The sequence below is a fragment of the Marinobacter sp. SS8-8 genome (assembly GCF_030540945.1).
In the GTDB taxonomy this organism is placed as follows: Bacteria; Pseudomonadota; Gammaproteobacteria; order Pseudomonadales; family Oleiphilaceae; genus Marinobacter.
The window spans coordinates 126,434-146,932 of the sequence record NZ_JASSVN010000004.1; the positions used below are offsets into that span (position 1 = coordinate 126,434).

General features: G+C 57.7%; 18 protein-coding genes and 1 other RNA gene. 6 read left to right on the top strand and 13 right to left on the bottom strand.

Annotated features, from left to right (window positions below):
* Nucleotides 1-4: 4 nt before the first annotated feature.
* The 13 genes from QPL96_RS06100 to QPL96_RS06160 all read right to left on the bottom strand — a co-directional run bounded on the left by QPL96_RS06100 (nucleotide 5) and on the right by QPL96_RS06160 (nucleotide 11,166).
* Nucleotides 5-553 carry an AraC family transcriptional regulator gene (locus QPL96_RS06100; RefSeq protein ID WP_368388906.1) on the bottom strand — a complete coding sequence of 183 codons (549 nt, stop codon included), beginning with the start codon at nucleotides 551-553 and terminating at the stop codon, nucleotides 5-7.
* A 405-nt stretch (nucleotides 554-958) separates the two neighbouring features.
* Nucleotides 959-2,137: a VWA domain-containing protein gene (locus tag QPL96_RS06105; RefSeq protein WP_303286309.1), complete on the bottom strand. Its 1,179-nt coding sequence runs from the start codon at nucleotides 2,135-2,137 to the stop codon at nucleotides 959-961.
* A gap of 22 nt (nucleotides 2,138-2,159) precedes the next feature.
* Entirely contained in the window at nucleotides 2,160-3,002 is an 843-nt protein-coding gene (locus QPL96_RS06110) for a MoxR family ATPase (RefSeq protein WP_303286311.1), read from the bottom strand.
* A 17-nt stretch (nucleotides 3,003-3,019) separates the two neighbouring features.
* Nucleotides 3,020-5,161 (bottom strand): VWA domain-containing protein, encoded by a 2,142-nt coding sequence (locus QPL96_RS06115; protein WP_303286312.1) that lies wholly within the window; start codon nucleotides 5,159-5,161, stop codon nucleotides 3,020-3,022.
* A 22-nt stretch (nucleotides 5,162-5,183) separates the two neighbouring features.
* Nucleotides 5,184-5,528 (bottom strand): hypothetical protein, encoded by a 345-nt coding sequence (locus QPL96_RS06120; RefSeq protein WP_303286313.1) that lies wholly within the window; start codon nucleotides 5,526-5,528, stop codon nucleotides 5,184-5,186.
* A complete protein-coding gene (locus QPL96_RS06125; protein ID WP_117617270.1) occupies nucleotides 5,528-5,974 on the bottom strand; it encodes a YcgN family cysteine cluster protein in 447 nt (148 codons plus the stop codon). The genes QPL96_RS06120 and QPL96_RS06125 overlap by 1 nt, the downstream gene beginning before the upstream one ends.
* On the bottom strand, nucleotides 5,971-6,264 hold the full coding sequence (locus QPL96_RS06130) for a YcgL domain-containing protein (RefSeq protein WP_303286315.1): 294 nt from the start codon (nucleotides 6,262-6,264) through the stop codon (nucleotides 5,971-5,973). The genes QPL96_RS06125 and QPL96_RS06130 overlap by 4 nt, the downstream gene beginning before the upstream one ends.
* Nucleotides 6,261-7,418, bottom strand: a complete 1,158-nt coding sequence (locus tag QPL96_RS06135) for an HRDC domain-containing protein (protein ID WP_303286316.1) — start codon at nucleotides 7,416-7,418, stop codon at nucleotides 6,261-6,263. The genes QPL96_RS06130 and QPL96_RS06135 overlap by 4 nt, the downstream gene beginning before the upstream one ends.
* Before the next feature lie 18 nt (nucleotides 7,419-7,436).
* Complete coding sequence (gene recR / locus QPL96_RS06140) at nucleotides 7,437-8,039, bottom strand: recombination mediator RecR (protein ID WP_303286317.1); 603 nt, start codon at nucleotides 8,037-8,039, stop codon at nucleotides 7,437-7,439.
* A gap of 31 nt (nucleotides 8,040-8,070) precedes the next feature.
* A complete protein-coding gene (locus QPL96_RS06145) occupies nucleotides 8,071-8,394 on the bottom strand; it encodes a YbaB/EbfC family nucleoid-associated protein (RefSeq protein WP_303286318.1) in 324 nt (107 codons plus the stop codon).
* Nucleotides 8,384-10,048: a DNA polymerase III subunit gamma/tau gene (dnaX, locus tag QPL96_RS06150; protein ID WP_303286319.1), complete on the bottom strand. Its 1,665-nt coding sequence runs from the start codon at nucleotides 10,046-10,048 to the stop codon at nucleotides 8,384-8,386. Before dnaX ends, QPL96_RS06145 begins: the two co-directional genes overlap by 11 nt.
* Nucleotides 10,049-10,210: 162 nt before the next feature.
* Nucleotides 10,211-10,307: signal recognition particle sRNA small type (gene ffs, locus QPL96_RS06155), an RNA gene on the bottom strand.
* Nucleotides 10,308-10,416: 109 nt separating this feature from the next.
* Nucleotides 10,417-11,166 (bottom strand): 2OG-Fe(II) oxygenase, encoded by a 750-nt coding sequence (locus QPL96_RS06160; RefSeq protein ID WP_303286320.1) that lies wholly within the window; start codon nucleotides 11,164-11,166, stop codon nucleotides 10,417-10,419.
* Between the two features lie 118 nt (nucleotides 11,167-11,284).
* Between QPL96_RS06160 and QPL96_RS06165 the strand changes: the two genes are divergently transcribed.
* The 6 genes from QPL96_RS06165 to QPL96_RS06190 all read left to right on the top strand — a co-directional run bounded on the left by QPL96_RS06165 (nucleotide 11,285) and on the right by QPL96_RS06190 (nucleotide 20,462).
* The gene (locus tag QPL96_RS06165) at nucleotides 11,285-12,208 is read left to right on the top strand and encodes a D-hexose-6-phosphate mutarotase (RefSeq protein ID WP_303286321.1); all 924 of its coding nucleotides are present in this window, start codon (nucleotides 11,285-11,287) and stop codon (nucleotides 12,206-12,208) included.
* A complete protein-coding gene (locus QPL96_RS06170; RefSeq protein WP_303286322.1) occupies nucleotides 12,205-13,020 on the top strand; it encodes a lysophospholipid acyltransferase family protein in 816 nt (271 codons plus the stop codon). Before QPL96_RS06165 ends, QPL96_RS06170 begins: the two co-directional genes overlap by 4 nt.
* The gene (locus QPL96_RS06175) at nucleotides 13,020-13,967 is read left to right on the top strand and encodes an SDR family oxidoreductase (protein WP_303286323.1); all 948 of its coding nucleotides are present in this window, start codon (nucleotides 13,020-13,022) and stop codon (nucleotides 13,965-13,967) included. The genes QPL96_RS06170 and QPL96_RS06175 overlap by 1 nt, the downstream gene beginning before the upstream one ends.
* A 129-nt stretch (nucleotides 13,968-14,096) precedes the next feature.
* Entirely contained in the window at nucleotides 14,097-16,232 is a 2,136-nt protein-coding gene (prsK, locus tag QPL96_RS06180) for an XrtA/PEP-CTERM system histidine kinase PrsK (RefSeq protein ID WP_303286325.1), read from the top strand.
* A gap of 101 nt (nucleotides 16,233-16,333) precedes the next feature.
* Nucleotides 16,334-17,707, top strand: a complete 1,374-nt coding sequence (gene prsR / locus QPL96_RS06185; protein ID WP_303286326.1) for a PEP-CTERM-box response regulator transcription factor — start codon at nucleotides 16,334-16,336, stop codon at nucleotides 17,705-17,707.
* 52 nt (nucleotides 17,708-17,759) lie between these two features.
* Nucleotides 17,760-20,462 (top strand): tetratricopeptide repeat protein, encoded by a 2,703-nt coding sequence (locus QPL96_RS06190; RefSeq protein WP_303286328.1) that lies wholly within the window; start codon nucleotides 17,760-17,762, stop codon nucleotides 20,460-20,462.
* Nucleotides 20,463-20,499: the final 37 nt, after the last annotated feature.

The following is a 20,499-nucleotide window of genomic DNA, read 5'->3' on the forward strand; positions in this document are numbered from 1 at the left end:
CAGGCTACTTCCACTCAACAAACGAAACCCGGGGTTCATAGTCCGGTGCACGCGCCTCCAGACTCATCTGTAACCGGAGGGTACCGGGGCGTTTCCGAAAACGGTGTATTGATTCACGGCGAACAAAATCATCATTGGCGGAGCGGGCCGTTATAACCGTTTTCAGCTCGTGGTCGCCGTTCCTGAGATTGCCGGTAAACAGCTGCTGAACGCCACCGCGCTCCAGTGAGGCGCGTTCTCTTTCGGTATAAAGATGGGAAGCGACCGGCTGGCCGTTTACGAACAGCTCCACCGAATCAAGATCAAGCGCATTTCGGCTTTGAAGTGTCAGAAAAACTGCCAGCCGGGTATTGGCGGGATGCAGCAGTTTCTGCTCAAGGGCAAAGACGCTGGCAGAGTGCCCCGAAACCTCTACGCTCAACTCCTCTATTTCCTCATCCAGCGACGCCGCCGCCATTGTCGGAGCAGGCAACAGCAATAACAGAAATAGCCAGCCGGTAAGCGTTCTGTGTTCATGAATCCGGCGCTTTTGTGCTTGTTGTATGCCGAACATAAGCCTCCCGCCTTTGTAACCTACGCAAACTTCTGTAACAGATCGGCAGAAAGCGTAACACCTGGTAACCGCCAAGAACGGTATCCAGATCACCAAATGGAAAACGCGGAACCAACAAAGGGAAGATCGGGTGTCGAGTTATTTGACGGAAGCAGAGATGGTCAGGACAGGCGAGGCCAAAAACCGGAATCCGAATAACGCCAACTAAATGATTTCATGACGCATAATTTAACTGGCCCCATAATTGCTGAGTGGGAGGCGACGGAAAAGCCTGACCGGCAACTCCGTTTGAAATGCCGAGCTTTGCCGATGCCCTCAACCGCATCGGCTTTTTTAATTTGGGGTCAGATGAAAATGGGGTCAGATGAAAATTTCATCTGACCCCATTTTCATCTGACCCTATTTTTATTTGCTCAGTTGTTTCATGGCCGATTCGAGGCCCTCAACAGTGAGCGGGTACATGTGGTCGTTAACCAGCTGCCGGGTCATGCCCAGTGAGCCGCCGGTGCCCCAGTAGCTCTCGGGCAATGGGTTGAGCCAGACCACCTTGCGGAAGTGATCGGAAATGCGCTGGAACCAGGTCGCACCCGCTTCCTCATTCCAGTGCTCGATCGAGCCGCCCGGGTGGGAAATCTCATAGGGCGCCATGGTGGCGTCACCCACAAAGATGACTTTGTAGTCCGGCGTGTATTTGTGAAGGATGTCCCAGGTACTCATGGTCTCGTTCATCCGGCGGATGTTGTTCTTCCACACGCTCTCGTAGATAAAGTTGTGGAAGTAAAAATATTCCATGTGCTTGAATTCGAGACGCGCGGCAGAGAACAACTCCTCACAGACGCGGATGTGCGGGTCCATGGAGCCGCCCACGTCGAAGAAGATCAGCACCTTCACCGCGTTGTGCCGCTCCGGCACCATTTTCAGGTCCAGGTAACCGGCATTGCGGGCGGTGGAGCGGATGGTGTCGTCCATATCCAGCTGGTCCGCCGCACCCTGGCGGGCAAACTTCCTCAACCGCCGCAACGCCACCTTGATGTTGCGGATGCCCAGGGTAATGCTGTCGTCCAGATCCTTGTATTCACGCTTTTCCCAGACTTTTACTGCGCGGCCATGGCGGCCGTTCTTCTGGCCGATCCGGAAACCTTCGGGGTTGTAGCCATTGGCACCGAAGGGCGAGGTTCCGCCAGTGCCGATCCACTTGTTACCACCGGCATGGCGTCCCTGTTGCTCTTCCATGCGCTTCTTGAACGTCTCGATCAGTTCCTCAAGACCGCCGAGGGAATCGATTTTGGCCTTCTCTTCCTCAGACAGGTGCTTTTCGAACTCGGCCCGCAGCCAGTCATCCGGAATCAGCGCTTCGAGCAGGTCATCCAGGTTCTGGATGCCCTCGAAATACGCCTGGAAAGCCCTATCAAATTTGTCGAAGTGACGCTCATCCTTGACCAGGCAAAGACGCGCCAGATAATAGAACTCTTCCATGTCGGCAAAGGCGAGCCGGTGCTGCAGGGCTTCCAGCAAATCCAGAAATTCCCGCAGGCTGGCAGGTACCTTTGCGCGCCGGACTTCAAGAAAAAAATCAATCAACATAAAACGTGACTCTTGCTGAGTATCAGCTGCGGCGACGGGCCATAAAGGCGAGCTTCTGCAACAGGTGCACATCCTGCTCGTTTTTCACCAGAGCACCGTACAGAGGCGGCAACGCCGAGCTGGCATCTTTCTCCCGCAATATTTTTGCCGAAAGCTCATCCGCCATCAGCAGCTTCAGCCAGTCAATCAGCTCCGAGGTGGAGGGTTTTTTCTTGAGCCCCGGCACCTTGCGTACATCGAAAAACACTTCCAGGGCATCACGAACGATGTCCTGCTGCAAGCCCGGGAAATGGACATCCACGATAGCCTGCATGGTGTCATGGTCCGGGAAACTGATGTAGTGAAAGAAACACCGGCGCAGAAATGCATCGGGCAGTTCTTTTTCATTGTTGCTGGTGATGACAATGATCGGCCGGTGCTTTGCTTTTACCAATTCCCGGGTCTCATAGACAAAGAACTCCATCCGGTCGAGTTCCAGCAGGAGGTCGTTGGGAAATTCGATGTCCGCCTTGTCGATTTCGTCGATCAGCAGAACCACCTGCTCGTTGGCTTCAAAGGCCTCCCAGAGCTTGCCCTTGACGATGTAATTGCCGATCTCCTTGACCTTCTCATCGCCCAACTGGGAGTCCCGCAGGCGTGAAACCGCATCGTATTCGTAAAGCCCCTGCTGGGCCTTGGTGGTGGATTTGATGTGCCACGGGATCAGCTTCACGCCAAGGCCTGCGGCCATTTCTTCCGCCAGCAGGGTTTTTCCGGTGCCGGGCTCGCCCTTGATCAACAGCGGACGCTGAAGTGTGATAGCGGCGTTGACGGCCATCTGCAGGTCATCGGTGGCTACATAGTTCTCGGTACCGGTAAACTTCATGGTCTGGTTCCTGTTGGTTACTTTTTCTGGTCTTTCTGATCAGGTTTCTTCTTCGAATCGTCATCGGGCAATCCGGATTCGTCCTGATTATAATCCGGTAAATCGTCAAATTCGGACAGATCGAAATCCTCTAGCCCGAACTCTTCCTCATCATCTTCTGGTGCATCGGCGTCAGACGGATCGGCGACATCCTCCAGTTCCGGAATATTCTCGTCCGTATCTGCAGCCTCTTGCTCAACTGGCGTATCCGCGACCGGGATATCTTCTTCCAGGTCTTCCGGGGATTCCACACCTGCTTCTGCCAGGGATGCGTCTTTCGCCTTCATGACCGCTTCGTGCTCATCGATCACCGCGTCCAGTTCGGACATATCGTCCTCTGCCGCTTCCTCGGTAACTTCAGGAATCTCCTCCTCGGCCTCAAGACTGCCCTCGGGTTCCGGCGGGGCTGTTTCCACTGGCTCAGGCACAGGCTGTGGTTTCGGTTCGTCCTCGATATCCTCCAGAGTTTCACGCTCTGAGGCCGCTTTCGCCTGGACCTGTTGGTACTTCTTACGCTGGCGGAGTGCAAACCAGACCAGGCCCGCAATCACGATCAGACCACCGCCGGCTGCTCCGTACATCCACAAAGGTAAGAAAAAAGTGGTGTCAGCGTCTTCTGGCCCGGCGGCCTCCGGCGCGGGCACTTCGGCAACCGGTTCCGCCGGCCCTTCTACCTGGCGTACGTCAATCGGTGAGGCAATCTGCGGTTCTGGCTCAGCTTCCACCGGCGCTGGTTCCGGGCCAGGCTGTTCCGTGACCGGTTCGGGCCCTGTTGCCTCAGGTTTCAACGACTCTGACGGCTGATCAGCCAGCTCCGCAGGTGCAACTCCCTCAGGCACCGTATATCCGACCGTGGCGCTGAACTTGCGGCTGAAGGTCTGGCCGTCGGCAACCACATCGAAAGTGTAGGCGCCTGCGGCTGGCAAACGAGTCACCGTATCCCGATAGGTGCCATCCTCCGGTGGCTGCTCACCGGACAGGACCTTGATTCCGCTCCGGCCATCTTCCGAGGTGATGCTCAGGCTGACCTCGATCACACCCAGAAAATCCGGATTGGTGATTTTTTCCTGCTCCTCGAAAAAGCCAACGCGAATGCTGAGCGGCTTTTCCGGAAAAAAGGTGGGCGGCAAGGGGTTGACCACCATCCTGAGATCGCTGACCACCGTCACCCGGCTGCCCTCACCCAGCTCTCCGTTGAGTCGCCACTCCCCGGCGAGCGGGTTATTCACCGTAACCAGATCGTACCCGGATTCTCTTGCCCAACGGACGTTGTCCGGAGAATCCGCCAGGCTGACTGTGCCACCATCCGGGCCAATCAGTTCAAGCTCACGGGTGGCCGTAGTTTCTTTTTCACCCCAGAAGATCAGAGCGGTAAATTCACGAACACCGTCGTCAACGGTAAAGCCGTCGCCCTCAATCGGAATCTGTTCCTGGGGAACCGCCGCGTTCAGGGCCTCCAGAAAAGCAAGGTTCAGGGCGTCCGCGCTTTCAGCAATCTGATAGCGACCGCCGGATTTCGTGGCCAGCGCTCGCAGAAAATCCGTATCAGCGGCTTCAGAAAGCGCGACCGGGTGAAACGTAGCGCCCCTGGCAACCAGATAGGGAACAATCTTTTCCAGGATGCGCTGCTCCTCGGCAGAATTTGCAGCAGAATCGGCGGAAATATCCACCTTGCCATCGGTCAGCAGGATAAAGTGGGTTCTGCTCAGATCACCGTCGGTGTAGTAACCATCGCTGGCGACCTCAATGGCCTTGCCCAGATTGGTTCTCAGGGCAACGGAATTAATCTGTTCCGAGCGCTCGATGGCCATATCCCGCCACTGATCATTCACCTCACGGTGCGGAACCAGCATGTTCACATACTGTCCGAAGGTCCAGACACCGGCCGTCGCACCCTCTGGCAAGAGCCGGGCAAGCAGTCGTACGGCAGGCTGGCGCAGGTTTGTCGGATCAGTGTCCTTCATGGAGCCGGAGATATCGACAACAATCCGCACATCCGATTGTCCGGGCAACTGAACATCATCAGCCTCCTGCGCCGTTGCCGGCAGGGGCAGGCTGAATGCGAGAACCAGTGCAAACAGGTTAAGCAATCTCGGTTTAATCGCTCTCAAGGCATCCATCCGTTCTTGTTATTGGTTGATGTTACCGGCGAACCAGACGATAACGAACCAGGTCCAGCACCCAGACCAGCAGCATCACCAAACCTGCCAAACCCAGGTTGAACAGCGCCCGGCCGGAGGCGTCGGCGTCTCCCAGAATCATTTCATAGCCGCCAAACAACCAGGCCGGAATCCACCAGCCGGCAAGATCCGGGGATTCCACCGGGGTGAGCAGCAGGGCAACCAGCGCTGCGAGTATCAGGGTTCTCAGTCCGTACAGGGGAAGGAAGCGAATCAGACTCTTCATCATGTAAAAGAACACGACGAAGGCAATGGCGTAGGCGGCCCAGAAAATCCCGTAGGCCATTTGTGCATCGGTATCGATCATTACAGAATCCAGTGAATGATGTGTTCTTGCCAGTCCTCTTCCGGCACCCCGGCCTCTGAAACAGCCCGGTGACGGATGGAAACGCCCGCTTCGTGCACCGAATCCGGATCCCCGCTTCGCAGCGGATGCCAGTCCGCCAGTGGCCGGCTTTCGGCCAGGGTTCGGTAGGCACAGGTATAGGGTAACCAATGGTAGTCCGTGACGGTGCCCGGTGTCAGCATTGTGCAACCCGGAACCTTTTTCAGCCGCTCGCCATAAACGGTGCAGCGGCAGGTCTCTTCATCCATGTAACGGCACACCAGGTCCGTGTGATAAACCTCGCCGGTGTCTTCGTCTTCCAGCTTGTTCAGACAGCATTTTCCGCAGCCGTCACACAGGGATTCCCATTCCCCGGGTGTCATTTCGTCCAGGCGCTTGCGCTGCCAGAACGCCACCTGGGCAATCATGGGTTGCGCTGCTCCGGCTTCTTCCGGAAGTCCACCACGTAACCTTCCCTCTCCTCGGGCATCTGCAGGAAAAAATCTTTCTCCCCTATGGCCTCAAGAACCTGCTTGCCGGTTGTCCTTGCCAGCTTGCGGTCTGGCGTCATTACCAGATCCATGGAATGGACAGGCTGCCCGAAAATACCCCTCAGGCTCTCCGGAAGCGCCTCCCATTCCTGGCCACGGCGGACAAAAATGTAGGTGTCGCTCTTTTTGCTACTACGGAATACAGAGACAAATTGCCGTTCTTTCATGACCTCAGTAATTCCTCGATATCAGCGCGAACCGGAGCCAGAATCCGCGCCCGCCAGCCCTGAAAAAATTCATGTTGCGCCAGTTCGCGCTGCTGCACCACTTTCTCTAACCGCTTTCTTGGCGCGAGTAATTCCATCGGAATATCAGCATCTTCTGCCGCTTTTCTGAATAACCGCTTTAACTGCTTGAAAAACCCCTGCTGATCCCTCGACAACGGCGGAGCGATGCGCTCAAGACCGGAATTATCCGCCGTTGCTCCCTTGCCAACAAGTTCGATCAGGGTGTCGCCGTAACGCCGCACCGCGCCGGAAGGCACGCCCTGGATATTTGCAAGCTCGCTCTGGGAGCCCGGCATGTTCTCGGCGATGGCGATCAAAAGAGCATCCGACAGCACCCGGTTGCGCGGCCGGTCCTGTTTCTGGCATTCCAGTTCCCGCCAGCGAACCAGTTCCCGGAGCACGCCCTGCTGCTGCGGAGTGAGTGTCCAGCCGCCCCGGAGCTTCAGGTAATGTCTGTCCGGGTCTTCCTGCCCTGCCAATTCGTTGGCAAAACGGGTGGATTCCTCCGCCAGCGCAGCCTCAAGGCCCCGCTCCCGCAACAAGCCGGTTACCCATTCATACATGGGTTCCAGAAACCGGATGTCATCAATGGCATAACGCTGCTGAGCGTCGCTCAAAGGCCGGGCAAGCCAGTCGGATCGGGTGGCGGATTTGTCGAGGGGTTCGCCGAACAGGGTTTCCACCAGCCTGGCGTAGCCCAGGGAGAACCCGGCACCGGCCATGGCGGCGCCAATCTGCAGGTCTACCACACCGGCGGGCTCAAGGTTCAGCCACTGGCGGAACAGCTCCAGATCTTCACTCATGGCATACAGAAGTTTGGGCGTTTCCGGGTTGGTCAGCACCTCGCGGAAACGGCGGGATTGTTCGGCAACGGCCGGGTCCACAAGACAAAACCCGCTCTCCAGCCCGAGCTGAACCAGGCCCGGAATCGGATAAAAGGTGTTTACCCGTTCAAATTCGGTATCCAGTGCCAGTGGCTTGCCGGGCGCCCGATCAAGCCACTGATCCAGCGCCTCCGGCTCCCGTATCCAGTGAATGCTGGCGGGGGCTGGAGGAACATCAACAGCGGCAGCGGCCTGGGCAGAAATATCCATAGAAATGCCTGGTCAGATTTATTCGGAGAGAGGTTTACGGCCTCGGAAAGCGTGGGTCAGGGTAAAGCCGTCCACGTAACCCAGCTCACCGCCCACCGGAATGCCGTGGGCGAGCCGGGTAATCAGAATTCCCTGGCCATCGAGCCGGTCCGCAATGTAATGGGCTGTAGCTTCGCCTTCCGCCGTCGGGTTGGTCGCCAGAATCAGTTCGGTAACGCCTTCATCCCGGGTCCGCTTCAACAGCCGTTCGATGCCTATGTCCCCGGGCCCCACGCCATCAATGGGCGACAGGTGTCCCATCAGCACGAAATAGCCCCCCCGGTAGTCACCGGCCTGCTCAATGGCCAGAAGGTCTGACGGACTTTCGACCACACACAGCGTTTCAGTGCGTCGCCGGGGGTTGTCGCAGATGCCGCAGATTTCGGCATCAGCGAAATTCTGACAACTTTCACATCGCCGCACACCATTCATGGCCTGGTTCAGCGCCTCCGAGAGGCGGGTGCCGCCGGAACGACCCCGCTCCAGCAGGTGGAAGGCCATGCGCTGGGCGGTTTTTTGCCCGACACCGGGCAGGCAACGAAGGGATTCGACGAGTTCGTCAACCAGGGGGCTGAACGCCATGAAATGTCCTCAGACTGCGGCAGGATAAAATTCAGAATGGCATCTTGAAACCGGGGGGCAGGCCCATGCCCGACATCATACCAGACATCTTATCCTTCTGATTGGCCTCAACCCGGCGCACGGCGTCATTTACAGCGGCAGCCAGGAGATCCTCCAGAATGTCTTTTTCCTCAGACATCAGCGACGGATCAATGTCCACCTTGCGAACATCGTGGCGACCGTTCATGGTTACTTTCACAAGCCCTGCACCGGCTTCACCTATGACTTCCGCCCTGGCGATTTCCTCCTGAGCCTTCTGCATCTCTTCCTGCATTTTCTGGGCTTTTTTCATCAGGTCGCCCATATTATTCATCATGCCTCATCTCCTGCTTGCCTCTTTGTCTCTGCGTCTCTGCCGGCCGGATACTTTCTTCGACTACCCGGGCCTCGAATCGTTCAACAATAGACTGCACGACCGGATCCTTGCGAATGGACGCTTCCGCCGCTTCCTGGCGGGCCTTTCGCTGTCGTTCCTCATAGGCCGCCGGTGTATGCGGCCCCGGATGGCCCTGCTCTATACGTAACTGAATGGCGTCGCCAAAGCGGTTTCTCAAGGCGGCCAGGATCTTTTCCCCGTGCCGGCTGTTCAGCAGCCGGGCGTGACCTTCGTCGATGGTCAGTGTGATGGCGTCACCATCCCGGGCCATAGCCCCGTGGCTGGCCAGGTTGCCGGCCATACCGACAATGCCAAGTTCAGAGAAATCCCGGTGCCAGACAAATTCACCTGCAGGTTCGCGAGCAACGCCTTCCGGCTCTGGCTCAGGTGCTGGCTCTGGTTCTGGTTCTGGTTCCGGTTCTGGCTCTGGTTCCGGCTCGGGCTCATCCCGTGGCTTGGGCGTTGCAGTTTGGCCACCGGAACTTGTCGCAGGCGGTTCCCGGCGATCAGCGCCCGGGCGGAACGCCAGCATCCTGAGCAGGGTCATCTCGAACCCCATACGGGCATCCGGCGTAATGGCCAGATCCTTGCGGCCAATCAGGGCAGACTGGTAGAACAGTTGGGCATCCTCGGCACTGAGCCTGCGGGCCAGGGACTGCACCTGCTCCGCATCGCCCAGGGCGTTATCCGCGCTGCCGGGCACCACCTGCTCCATGGTAACCCGATGGAACAGCGACAGCAGATCAGCCAGGATCACACTGTAATCCGGTGCAAAATCGGAAATCCGGCTGATTTCCGCCAGCAAGGCCGGGCCATCCCCCTCAACCAGCGTACTCACGATACGTTCAATATCACGCTGATCAATGGTGCCCAGCATATTGCTGACATCACTGGCCGCCAGCTTCTGGTTACCAAAAGCGATGGCCTGGTCGGTCAGGCTCAGGGCGTCCCTCATACTGCCATCCGCGGCACGGGCCAGAAGCCAGAGCGCCGGTTCCTCGAACGGAATCTCCTCCACGCCCAGCACGTGCCTCAGGTGGCCGGCAATGTGTTCCGGTGTCATCCGCTTGAGGTTGAACTGCAGGCACCGGGAAAGCACGGTTACCGGCAGCTTCTGGGGATCTGTCGTGGCCAGCAGGAACTTGACGTGTTCCGGCGGTTCCTCAAGGGTTTTCAGGAAGGCATTGAACGACTGGTTGGTCAGCATGTGCACCTCGTCTATGAGGTACACCTTGTAGCGGCCGCGGCTTGGCGAGTACTGGACATTGTCCGTCAGTTCCCGCATATCGTCCACGCCGGTACGGGAGGCGGCGTCAATTTCGATCAGGTCGACAAACCGGCCTTCCTGAATTTCCCGGCAACTGGAGCATTTCCCACAGGGAGTCGGGGTAACGCCAGTTTCACAGTTGAGGCATCGGGCCAAAAGACGGCCGATGGTGGTCTTGCCCACGCCTCGGGTACCGGTGAACAGGTAAGCGTGGTGCAGACGCTGGCTTTCCAGGGCGTGAATCAACGCCTGGAGCACGTGTTCCTGGCCCACCATGTCCTCAAAGGTGCGTGGGCGCCATTTACGGGCAAGTACCTGGTAGCTCATGTTCCGTCAACTGCAGTGAAAAACGGGCTTAACCTTAGCATGGACCGGTTGTGAGAAGAAGCAAACTTCATCCCGGAAACAGGCAGCAAAGGTTAGGAGTAGCGAGGAAAAATCAGAGTAATAACAACGTTAACAACAACAGGAAGGGAAAACTGGGGGTGACTCCATCAGCGACACCCCGGCACACAATTCCACCGCTTCGGCTGCTCCCTTCCGGGCCTGACCGGGTTCACGGTTTCATGTTGCGGAGGCACCAATGGAGCCACCATAACGGCGCTTCAGGACAATTCCCTGAACGCGGCGCGCATATTAGCAAAAGGGTTTGCCGACCACAATGAGAAATCCGCACCCGCGCCACATACCCGATTTCACAAGGGCAATGGCACCTCATCCTGGCGAAACCAGCAGGCCAGGCTGTATCGGGTGCGATTCGCGGGAAGCACCTCGTGGGGAATCTCTTCACTCATGAACAGCGCCATGCGACCGGCCTCGGGCAACACAGTGCCGCATGCCTGGTATTCAATATCCCCGCTGAACACCTGAAGCGCGCCACCGTCGGCCTCCTGCCAGTCTTCGTTAAGATAGAGCACCAGGCTGACCACCCGGGACGCCCGGCCCCGGAAACTGTCCAGGTGCTTTTTATAGAAGTCACCGGGGTGATAGGTGGCGTAGTGGGTTTCAAACCGCTTCAGGCCGAGGAACAGGCGTTGATTCAAGCCCTGGCGGATAGCATCAAAGAAGCCAAACAGGGCGGCCTGGGGCACAGTGATCCCCTGCAACCAGGCAATCCTGTCACGGCGAACAGACCGGTCGCGCACCAGATCGTTGCCCCGGCCGATACCCGCCTTTTTCATGGCATCCGTGCGGTCCAGAATTTCCACTTCCTGCTGTAACGCCGCCAACAGGTCGCTGCCCAGCCGGGCCCGCACATCCAGTGCCATCCAGCCCTGATCGCTCAGCCCCAGCGCCAGCTCATCCAGCCAGATTTCAGAAACCGCGCCTGGCCGATCATGCAACGGACCCACTGGCTGAATACCGCCACCGCCAACAGCGACTTGCACAGCGCTGGCAGGAGCGATCAGCGGGTCATGAATGGGGGTGACAACGGGTGCTCCCATCGGCGGGCCTCATGCAGAATTTGCTCGTATTTTAGGCGCAATTCTCGCCGGAGCGGCAGTTTTAATTTACTCTCTGTGTAGGCAAATACACTTAATCAGGTTTGATCAGTACCTAACCATGTCAGAAAGCAGTAACAGGCCACCGATATCACTCTCTCCGGGCCAGTGGTCCTTCACGCGCTGGAAAACCATCGGGCAACTGGAAGCCCTTGAGGTACACCACCCCCTGTTTCAGGCCACCATTGTCCTGCAGGGCGCGCACCTGGCCGGTTTTGCGCCCCAGGGTGAAGCGGACTGGCTTTGGATGAGTCCCAACACCCGATTTGAACCGGGCCGGGCCATCCGGGGCGGCATCCCGGTTTGCTGGCCATGGTTTGGCAATCCTGGCAAGAACGCGCCGGAGGTCCGCAAACGGATTCATACCGAAAGCGCCCATGGTTTTGCCCGCACAGCCCTATGGAAGCTGGAGGATGTTCGCGAGAGCGCCCATGAGGTGGAAATCAGCCTGTCCCTGGATGCCAATGAAGATTTCAATGCTGTCTGGACCGGTCACGCCCTGGCCCTGATCACGTTCAGTTTCTCGGTCCGCGGCTGCCAGCTGGCACTGACCACCACAAACCTCGGGAACGATCCCCTCGCCTTCAGCCAGGCGCTGCACAGCTACTTCCCCACCAGCGACATTACCCGCACCCGGGTGCTGGGGCTTGGCGGCAGCCAGTACATCGACACCCTGAATAACTGGGAATACCGGAACCAGGAAGGCCCGGTCTATTTCGAAGGCGAAACCGACCGGATCTATGAGAGCGGTGAACCGGTGACTATCGTGACACCCAGAGCCGGCCGCAAGCTTTCCGCTGTTGGCAGCGACTCAACGGTGGTCTGGAACCCCGGCCCCGCCAAGGCCGCCAGGCTGTCGGACTTTCCGGCCACGGCCTGGCAATCGATGCTGTGCGTCGAAACCGCCAATGCCGGCGGGGATTACCGGGTGCTTAATAGAGGACAAAGCCACACATTGGGCGTTTTTATCGGAAGAAAAGCATGAGCCTGGCATCGTTTCTGAAGTCCAGACTGGTTCCAGCGGAACTGGACGACCACATCAACCGAATCCGCAAACCCATCGGAACCCTCGGGTACGACCCCTGGGGCTACAATAACGAAACCATGAAGTATGGCCTGTCGATCACCAAACGGGTTTATGAGAAGTACTTCCGGGTAGAAGCTCATGGGGTGGAAAATATACCCGCGGAAGGCCCCGTACTCATCATTGCCAATCACGGCGGCCAGCTACCGATTGACGGACTGCTGGTTGGTTACGCCCTCGCGACCCGAAAGGAAAATCCCCGCATCCCCCGGGCCATGATCGAACGCTTCTTCCCCACCGTGCCCTGGCTGGGCAATCTGCTCAACGAAGTGGGCGCGGTACTCGGAGACCCGGTCAACTGCGCCAAGATGCTCGCCAACGACGAAGCCGTCATCGTTTTCCCCGAAGGCGTGCGCGGTTCCGGCAAGCTCTACCAGGATCGCTACCAGCTCAAACGCTTCGGCAACGGCTTCATGCACCTGGCCATGAAGTACAAGGCGCCCATCGTGCCGGTAGGTGTGGTGGGCTGCGAGGAAACCATCCCGGCCATCGCCAACATCAAGCCCCTGGCCAAAGCCCTCGGCATCCCCTACGCCCCCGTTGCCCTGCCCGTGGTATTTCCGGCCAAGGTGCACCTGAATTTTGGAGCACCCATGGTTTTTGGCGACCTGGAAATTCCGGAAGAACAGGTCACTGAACGGGTGGAACAGGTCAAGGCCGAGATCAGCCGGCTGATCGACAAGGGACTGAGCGAACGGAAAAGGCTTTTCTGATGACCGAACAACGCAGACCCCACATCCTGATAACCGGTGCCGCCGGCGCCCTCGCCCAGCAGGTGATCAAACAGCTAAGGCACACCTGCGACCTGGTGGCGGTGGATTTCCGGGAACAGGTCTACCTGGGCGACGACATCCCCAGTTACTGCATCGATCTTAACAAACGCGTTTTCGAAGACCTGTTCCGGCGCTACCGGTTTGACGGCGTAATCCACATGGGCCGCATCATGTCCAGCCAGCTCACCCGTATGCGACGCTACAATGCGAATGTGCTCGGCACCCAGAAACTGCTGGACCTGAGCCACAAATACGGCATCAAGCGCGTGGTGGTGCTGTCTACGTTTCATGTCTACGGAGCGGTGGCCTACAACCCTGCGCTTATTGATGAGTCCGCACCGCTGAAAAGTGCCGGCCTGAGTGCCGATCTGGTGGATTCCGTGGAGCTGGAAAATCTGGCCAACATTTACCTTTGGCGTTACCCGGAACTGAACATCACCATTCTGCGGCCCTGCAACATCGTTGGCCCCGGTGTGCGCAATACCATCAGCACGCTGCTGGCGAGTGAGCGGGCACCGGTGCTGGCCGGCTTCTCCCCGATGATGCAGTTCATCCATATTGACGATATGGCAGACGCCATCGTCCTGGCCTATAAAAAACCGACACGGGGCGTGTACAACGTTGCCCCACAGGACTGGGTAGCTTACCAGCACGCACTCAAACTGTGTGGCTGCAAGCGCGTCCCGGTGCCTTCAATTCCACCTGCTTTGCCGAAATTCATCCTCGGTACCCTGAAGCTGAAAAGCTTTCCGTCCTATCTGCTGGCTTTCTTCAAATACCCGGTGGTGATTGACGGGCGGGCGTTTGCCAGGGAATTCAGCTTCAAACCCAAACGGCCACTGAAGGAGATTTTCCGGTTCTACCGGGACAACAAGAGGCCCGTTTAGTGCGCTCTGCGGTTTGTTGAGGTTACCCTGGGCGCGAAACGCGGCTATGCTCTTACAGGGGTTCATCTTTTGGGACTGGGGTTCATCTTTCTCAGCACCTTTTTCGGCAACCTTTCGGGGCAATAGGGCATGTTCAGTAACATGGACGTACTCAGCTACTCGCTGGCGGCAATTACCTTCGGGCTACTGGGAATATTGGTAGCCGCGCACCACTTGCGTCGTGGCGTGGACAGGGCACTTGCTTTCGCAGCGGCCACCTCGGCCCTATGGGCGCTTGCCATCGTTAGCCAGAGTCTCTGGGGGCACCCGGGCTTCAACGTCCGCTACCTGACCGAACTGGTCCGGGACGCCGCCTGGGTTTACCTGCTGTTTGCCCTGCTTAAAGACGGGCTCCGGGAAAACAGACTCACCGGCAAGGTGAAACAAATCCTCCGCGCCAGCGCTGTCATTCTGCTTGTTCTGTTAATCGGCACCGGTGTGATCGAGCATTTCGGAAGCGTCGACATCTCCACCGGCAAAGTCAAACTGCTTGGCCAGATTGGCCTTTCCCTGCTGGGCCTTTCGCTTGTGGAGCAGATCTGGAGAAACTCCCCCAACTTTGGCCGCTCCAGCATCAAATATGTCTGCATTGGCGTTGCCAGCATTCTCGGTTTTGATTTCTTCATGTATACCGATGCCCTGCTGTTTGGGCAGGTAGCGGATTCCTTCTGGAACGCCCGCGGGTTCGTTAATGCCCTGCTTACCCCCCTGCTCGCGGTCAACCTCATCAACACACGCAAACAACCTGTCAATTTCCAGCTGTCCCGTTCAGCGGTATTTCACGCCGGAACCCTGGTATTCGCAGGTGGTTATCTGTTGTTCCTGGCCATGGGTGGTTACTATGTTCAGGCACTCGGCGGTGAATGGGGCGATGCACTCCAGGTCCTGTTTTTCACGATCTCACTGGTCTTCCTGACAACACTCATGCTGTCGCGACGAATCCGCGCCAGCATGATGGTGCGGATCAGCCAGAACTTTTTCGGCTACAAATACGATTACCGGGAAGAATGGCTGAAAATGACCCGGGAGCTGGCAGACCTCAGCAACGATCCGCCACTCCCTGAACGTGTAATCCGAATTCTGGCGGGCCTGGTCGAAAGCAATGGCGGTGCAATCTGGCTGAAAGGAGAAGGGCAAGACTATGTCCTGCAAGCTGTCGTCAACCTGTCCACCCCCAGGCACACCCTTATTGACAGTGATGCGGAGCTGGTCCGTTTTTTCTCAAACCGCGAATGGATTGTCGATTTGCATGAATACCAATCAGACCCGGTCGCCTACAACCTCATGGAAATACCGGATGCCATAGCAAAAACCCCCGACGGATGGCTGATCATTCCGCTGTATCTGGGCAACGATCTCTACGGAATGGCACTGATCGGTATCCCTTATACCCGTGTGGGCCTGAATTGGGAGAACTTTGACCTGATCAAGGTGGTTGCCCGCCAGACCTGCAACCTGCTCGCCCAGGCCGATGCGCAAAACCGGCTCTCCCGGGCGATGCAGTTCGAGGCGGTAAGCAAGGCCTCCGCCTTTATGGTTCACGACCTCAAAACAGTGATTGCCCAGCTGTCGCTTCTGGTGAAGAACGCGCCAAAGCACCGGAATAACCCCGCCTTTATTGATGACATGATCAACACCACCGACCATGCCGTGCGGAAAATGTCGAGCCTGGTGGATCACATTCGCAGACCTGGCGGCGATAATGAGGACCCGTTAAAGCCGGTAAATCTTACGAAGCTGGTAACAGAGCTTATCGAGCATCATCAACATCAGGCGCCAGCCCCGCATCTGGAAGGAGAAAGTCCGGATGTCATCATCAAGGCCGACCTTGAGCAGCTCCGTAGCGTTCTCGGCCACCTCATTCAAAACGCCCAGGACGCCACCCCGCGGAATGGCGAAATCACAATTGCCCTGAAAATCGCAAGAGGCAACGCGGTCCTGTTCATTCAGGATACGGGAACAGGCATGACCAAAGAATTTATCTCAAGTCAGTTATTCAAGCCATTCGAAAGCACCAAGGGGCTGACCGGCATGGGCATCGGCGCGTATCAGGCCCGCGAATACATCCGGAAAATCGGAGGCAACATTGATGTCACCAGTGAACCGGATATCGGCACTTGTTTTTCCATCCGGATCCCGCTCGCGAACGAAAAACCCACAACACAGGATGTCAAGGCATCGCAGCCAGTTTCCGTTTCCCAGGACCCCATGCAAAGCGCCAATTAATTGTCGTCACTGAACAGGAACGGAAACCAGCATTGCAAAGTGCCAATATTCAGCCGAGAATCAGTAGTGAGGCAGTATCTTTAAAGGGACTTGTTGCCGTTGTGATCAAACGACTCTTGATTGTAGAAGATGACCCCGGTCTCCAGAGCCAGATGCGTTGGTGTTTCAGCGGAGACCTGGAAGTATCCCTGGCGTCGGACCGGGAGACGGCTCTGGCCTGCCTGCGGCGGGAGGAGCCGGAGGTGGTAACCCTTGATCTGGGGCTTCCACCGGACCCGGGTGGCGCCACAGAAGGCTTCAGACTGCTTGAGGACATTCTCCAGTTGGCGCCGATGACCAAGGTAATCGTCGTTACCGGTCGTGAAGACAAAGAAAACGCCGTGAAAGCCATTGGCATGGGCGCCAGCGACTTCTACCAGAAACCTCTGGATGCCGACATCCTTACCTTTGTAGTGAACCGTGCGTTCCGGCTGGCGGAGCTGGAAAGGGATAACCGGGAGCTCGCGCTCCAGCGTAATGGCACCAACATCAAGGGCATTGTTGCCGCCAGCCCCCAGATGCTAGCCGTTTGCCGGACCCTTGAGAAAGTCGCCCCTACCGATGTAACCACCCTGATCACCGGCGAAACCGGCACCGGCAAGGAACTGCTGGCGCGCGCCCTTCACGATCTGAGCCATCGTGGGGAAAAACCATTTGCCGCCATCAACTGTGCCGCCATCCCCGAAAACCTGCTCGAGAGCGAACTGTTCGGGTTCGAGAAAGGGTCGTTCACCGGTGCCACCCAAAGCAAGAAAGGTAAAATAGAAAGTGCCAACGGCGGCACCCTTTTCCTGGACGAGATTGGCGACATGCCCCTGGCCCTGCAGGCAAAGCTGCTGCGGTTCCTGCAGGAACGGGTGATCGACCGGGTTGGCTCGGTAAAACCGGTATCGGTGGACGTGCGTGTGGTGTGCGCCACCCACCAGGACGTTCAGGAGCTCATTAAGCAGGGCACTTTCCGCGAGGACCTATACTACCGCATCAGCGAAATCACCCTGGACGTACCTGCCCTGAGGGATCGGGAAGGGGATGCCCTTGTGGTCGCGCAGTCGTTGCTGCAATCCCTGGGCAAACAAATGGACCGCCCCAACCTCGCCTTTACTGAAGACGCCATCAAGGCCATCAAGGGCCACCCCTGGCCGGGCAATGTTCGGGAGATGATCAACAAGGTGAAACGGGCCATCATTATGGCGGATGGAAAACGGGTGACCGCTGCCGACTTGCAGCTCAGCTGCGACGAGGAAGGCCCGGAGAGCCAGCTCAACCTGCGACAAGTGCGTGAAAACGCCGAACGGGCGGCCATTTTACAGGCGCTTCAGTCCTGCGGCTTCAATATGGCACAGGCCTCGCGCCTGTTGGGCATCACCCGGCCAACGCTTTACAACCTGACCGACAAATACCGGATAAAAGCCTCATCGGAATCGTCAAGCGCCTGATCAGAAAACAGGGAATCCAATACCAAACCCAACAGGGGAAAGGAACAGGGCCATGAAACCAGTGTCAGCAGTACGTGCCACCCTTCTTTCAGTTGCCATTTCGCTGGCCCTCACCGGTTGCAGCAATGACAACAACAATGAAATGAGCCAGGAAGAGATCCAGTATATCAGCCGCCTGGACCAGTCGCGTTTTTTCCAGCGCCAGGGTGAGCTCAAGGCCAGTACGCTGGAGGCGCGCAGTGCGATTGAATTGCAGCCAGATCGCATAGAGCCTTACCTTGTCATCATTAATAATCTGCTCACCGCCGGTGATGCCCGCAATGCCGAACGGCAACTGGATCAACTTCTCTCGAACGTTGGTGAACAGTCTATCAGCCAACAGAATCTCAACGAAGCAGCCCTGATCCGGGCCCAGGCCAGGCTGATGCAACAGAAACATGAAGAAGCACTGGTTGCCCTGGAGAACTTGCAGGACCCGGACAGGGCCCAGCAGCTAAAAGCCGCCCTTATCAAGGGGGACATCCACCTGGCGGCAGGCCGGCCGGATGCCGCCAGGGAGGCCTATTCCACCGCCCGGGACATCGATCCCGACGCAGCTGAGCCACTGATCGGGCTGTCGAAAGTGGCCTATACCCAGAATAAATCCGGGCAGGGTGACAAATACATTACCCAGGCTGAAGAGCTGAACCCGGACAACGTGGAGCTCTGGCTCTGGAAAGCGAGGCTCGCCCACGCCGCCGGACAATGGGCTGACGCCGAGCAAGCTTACGCCAACGCACTGGAAACCATCGGCCAGTACGACATTATGACTTACCAGAAGTTCGAAACCATGACAGCGCTGATCGATGTCCTGCGGGAGCAGGGAAAATCCGCTGAAGCCTTTGTCTACGAGGAAATTCTCGCCAAATCAGCGCCTGGCACCATCAGGAGTAACCTGATAGCGGCACAGGAAGCGTTCAACAATGGCGAATTGAATAACGCCGCACGCTATCTTGAGGAAGTACTGGCCCAGGCACCGGGCCAGGAACAGGCCGCACTGATGCTGGGCCTTATTCGCTATCGCCAGGGGCGTCCGGAAGAAGCAGAAGCCCTGCTGGCGCCGGTTGCCACTATGGAAGACTCCGAACAGGCAAGGAAACTGCTTGCGGCCACCCGCCTCCAAATGCGCAACCCGGAAGGCGCCAGGGAAATTCTTGCCAATCTCAAAGACCAGGATTCAGACCCGGAAACCCTGGCGCTGGTGGGCATCGCCTCGCTGGTCAGCGGCGACAGCGAGAGCGGTGAACAGTTCATCGAAAAATCCCTGGATCTGGCCCCCGACAACAACAGCCTGCGGCTGCGATATGCAACCTATCTGGTGCGCACCGGCAAGACCGGCAGGGCCATTGAACAGGCCAACCGGGTACTGGAGAAGGATCCGGAATCGGAGCGGGCAAGGTTGCTGGTCGTCCAGGCCCATGTCTCCGCCAACGACAACGATGCAGCCATCGCCGCGGCTTCCGACTGGGTAAAGGAGCAACCCAAAAGTGTTGCCGCACTGGTTACTCGCGGCAATATCGCCGCCAACGCAGGGAATATCGAGGAAGCCAGGCGGTATTACCAGAGAGCGGTAGAGACGGATAGCGAGAACCCTGCCGGGCTTAACGCCCTTGGCAATCTCGCACGGTTGCGCGGTGAGACAGATCAGGCAAAAGACTACTACCGCCGTGCCATTGAACGGTTCCCGGACAATCGTCAGGCACTGCAGGGGATCTCCTCGGTTATGCCGCGTGAAGAACTGAAAGCGCTGATGGAGCGGGTCCGGGAGAAACAGCCGGGCGCGTATGGCCCCAGGCTGATATTGCTGGAATCGGCGCTGATTGACAACGACACCCAACGGGCCGATGAACTGACCGCGGGCCTGCTTGAACGGGAAGAAGAATCCAGCCCCGCCCCGGCAGAATCACTGGTTGCCTCCGTGTACCACGGTATTGCCACTCAGCTGGCCCAGCGGGACCGCCTGGAACAGGCCGCCGATGTGCTCCGCCGGGGCCGCATACTCTTCCCTGATAACGAAGAGATCGGTATCCAGGCGGCTGTTGTTGAGTTCACCCAGGGAAATGCCAAAGAAGCCCGGAACATCCTGAGAGACGTTAAACAACAACATCCCGAATCCGCGACTCCTTTCCGTATTGAAGCCCGCTATTTTGAAAGGCAGGAAAAGTACCAGGAAGCCGCCGAGCTCTATCAGCTTGCCCTTGAACGGGAACAAACCGCCGAGCTTGAATTAGCCTACGCCCGCTCTCTGGCCCGGTCGGGACAAAGCACTAAGGCGATCAAATCCCTCGAAAATGCGCGCCAGGCGTTTCCACGCAACCCTCAGGTGCTTATGAGCCTGGCCGTGCTGTATCAAGAAAACGAGGCACCGGACAAGGCGATACCCCCCTATGAAGAACTGCTTGAGGTAACCCCTCAAAACGTGGTGGCCCTCAACAACCTGGCGTGGATTTATCACCAGCAAGGCGACAACCGCGCCATGGAACTGGCCAGGAAAGCCTTCGAGCTGAACTCCGACAACGCCGCCATTGCCGACACCTACGGCTGGATCCTGTTCGAGGCGGGGCAAACAGAGGAAAGCCTGCCGGTGCTTGAAAAAGCCCACGAACTACAGCCTGATTCAGAGGAAATTGCGATGCACCTGGTTGAGGCCTATCGCGCCAATGGTCGCGATGCGGACGCAAAACGGGTGCTGGAGAAGTATGGTGACCGGGGGTAGCCTGGCTCACATGGCGGTTGCGCGATTGCGTATTGCC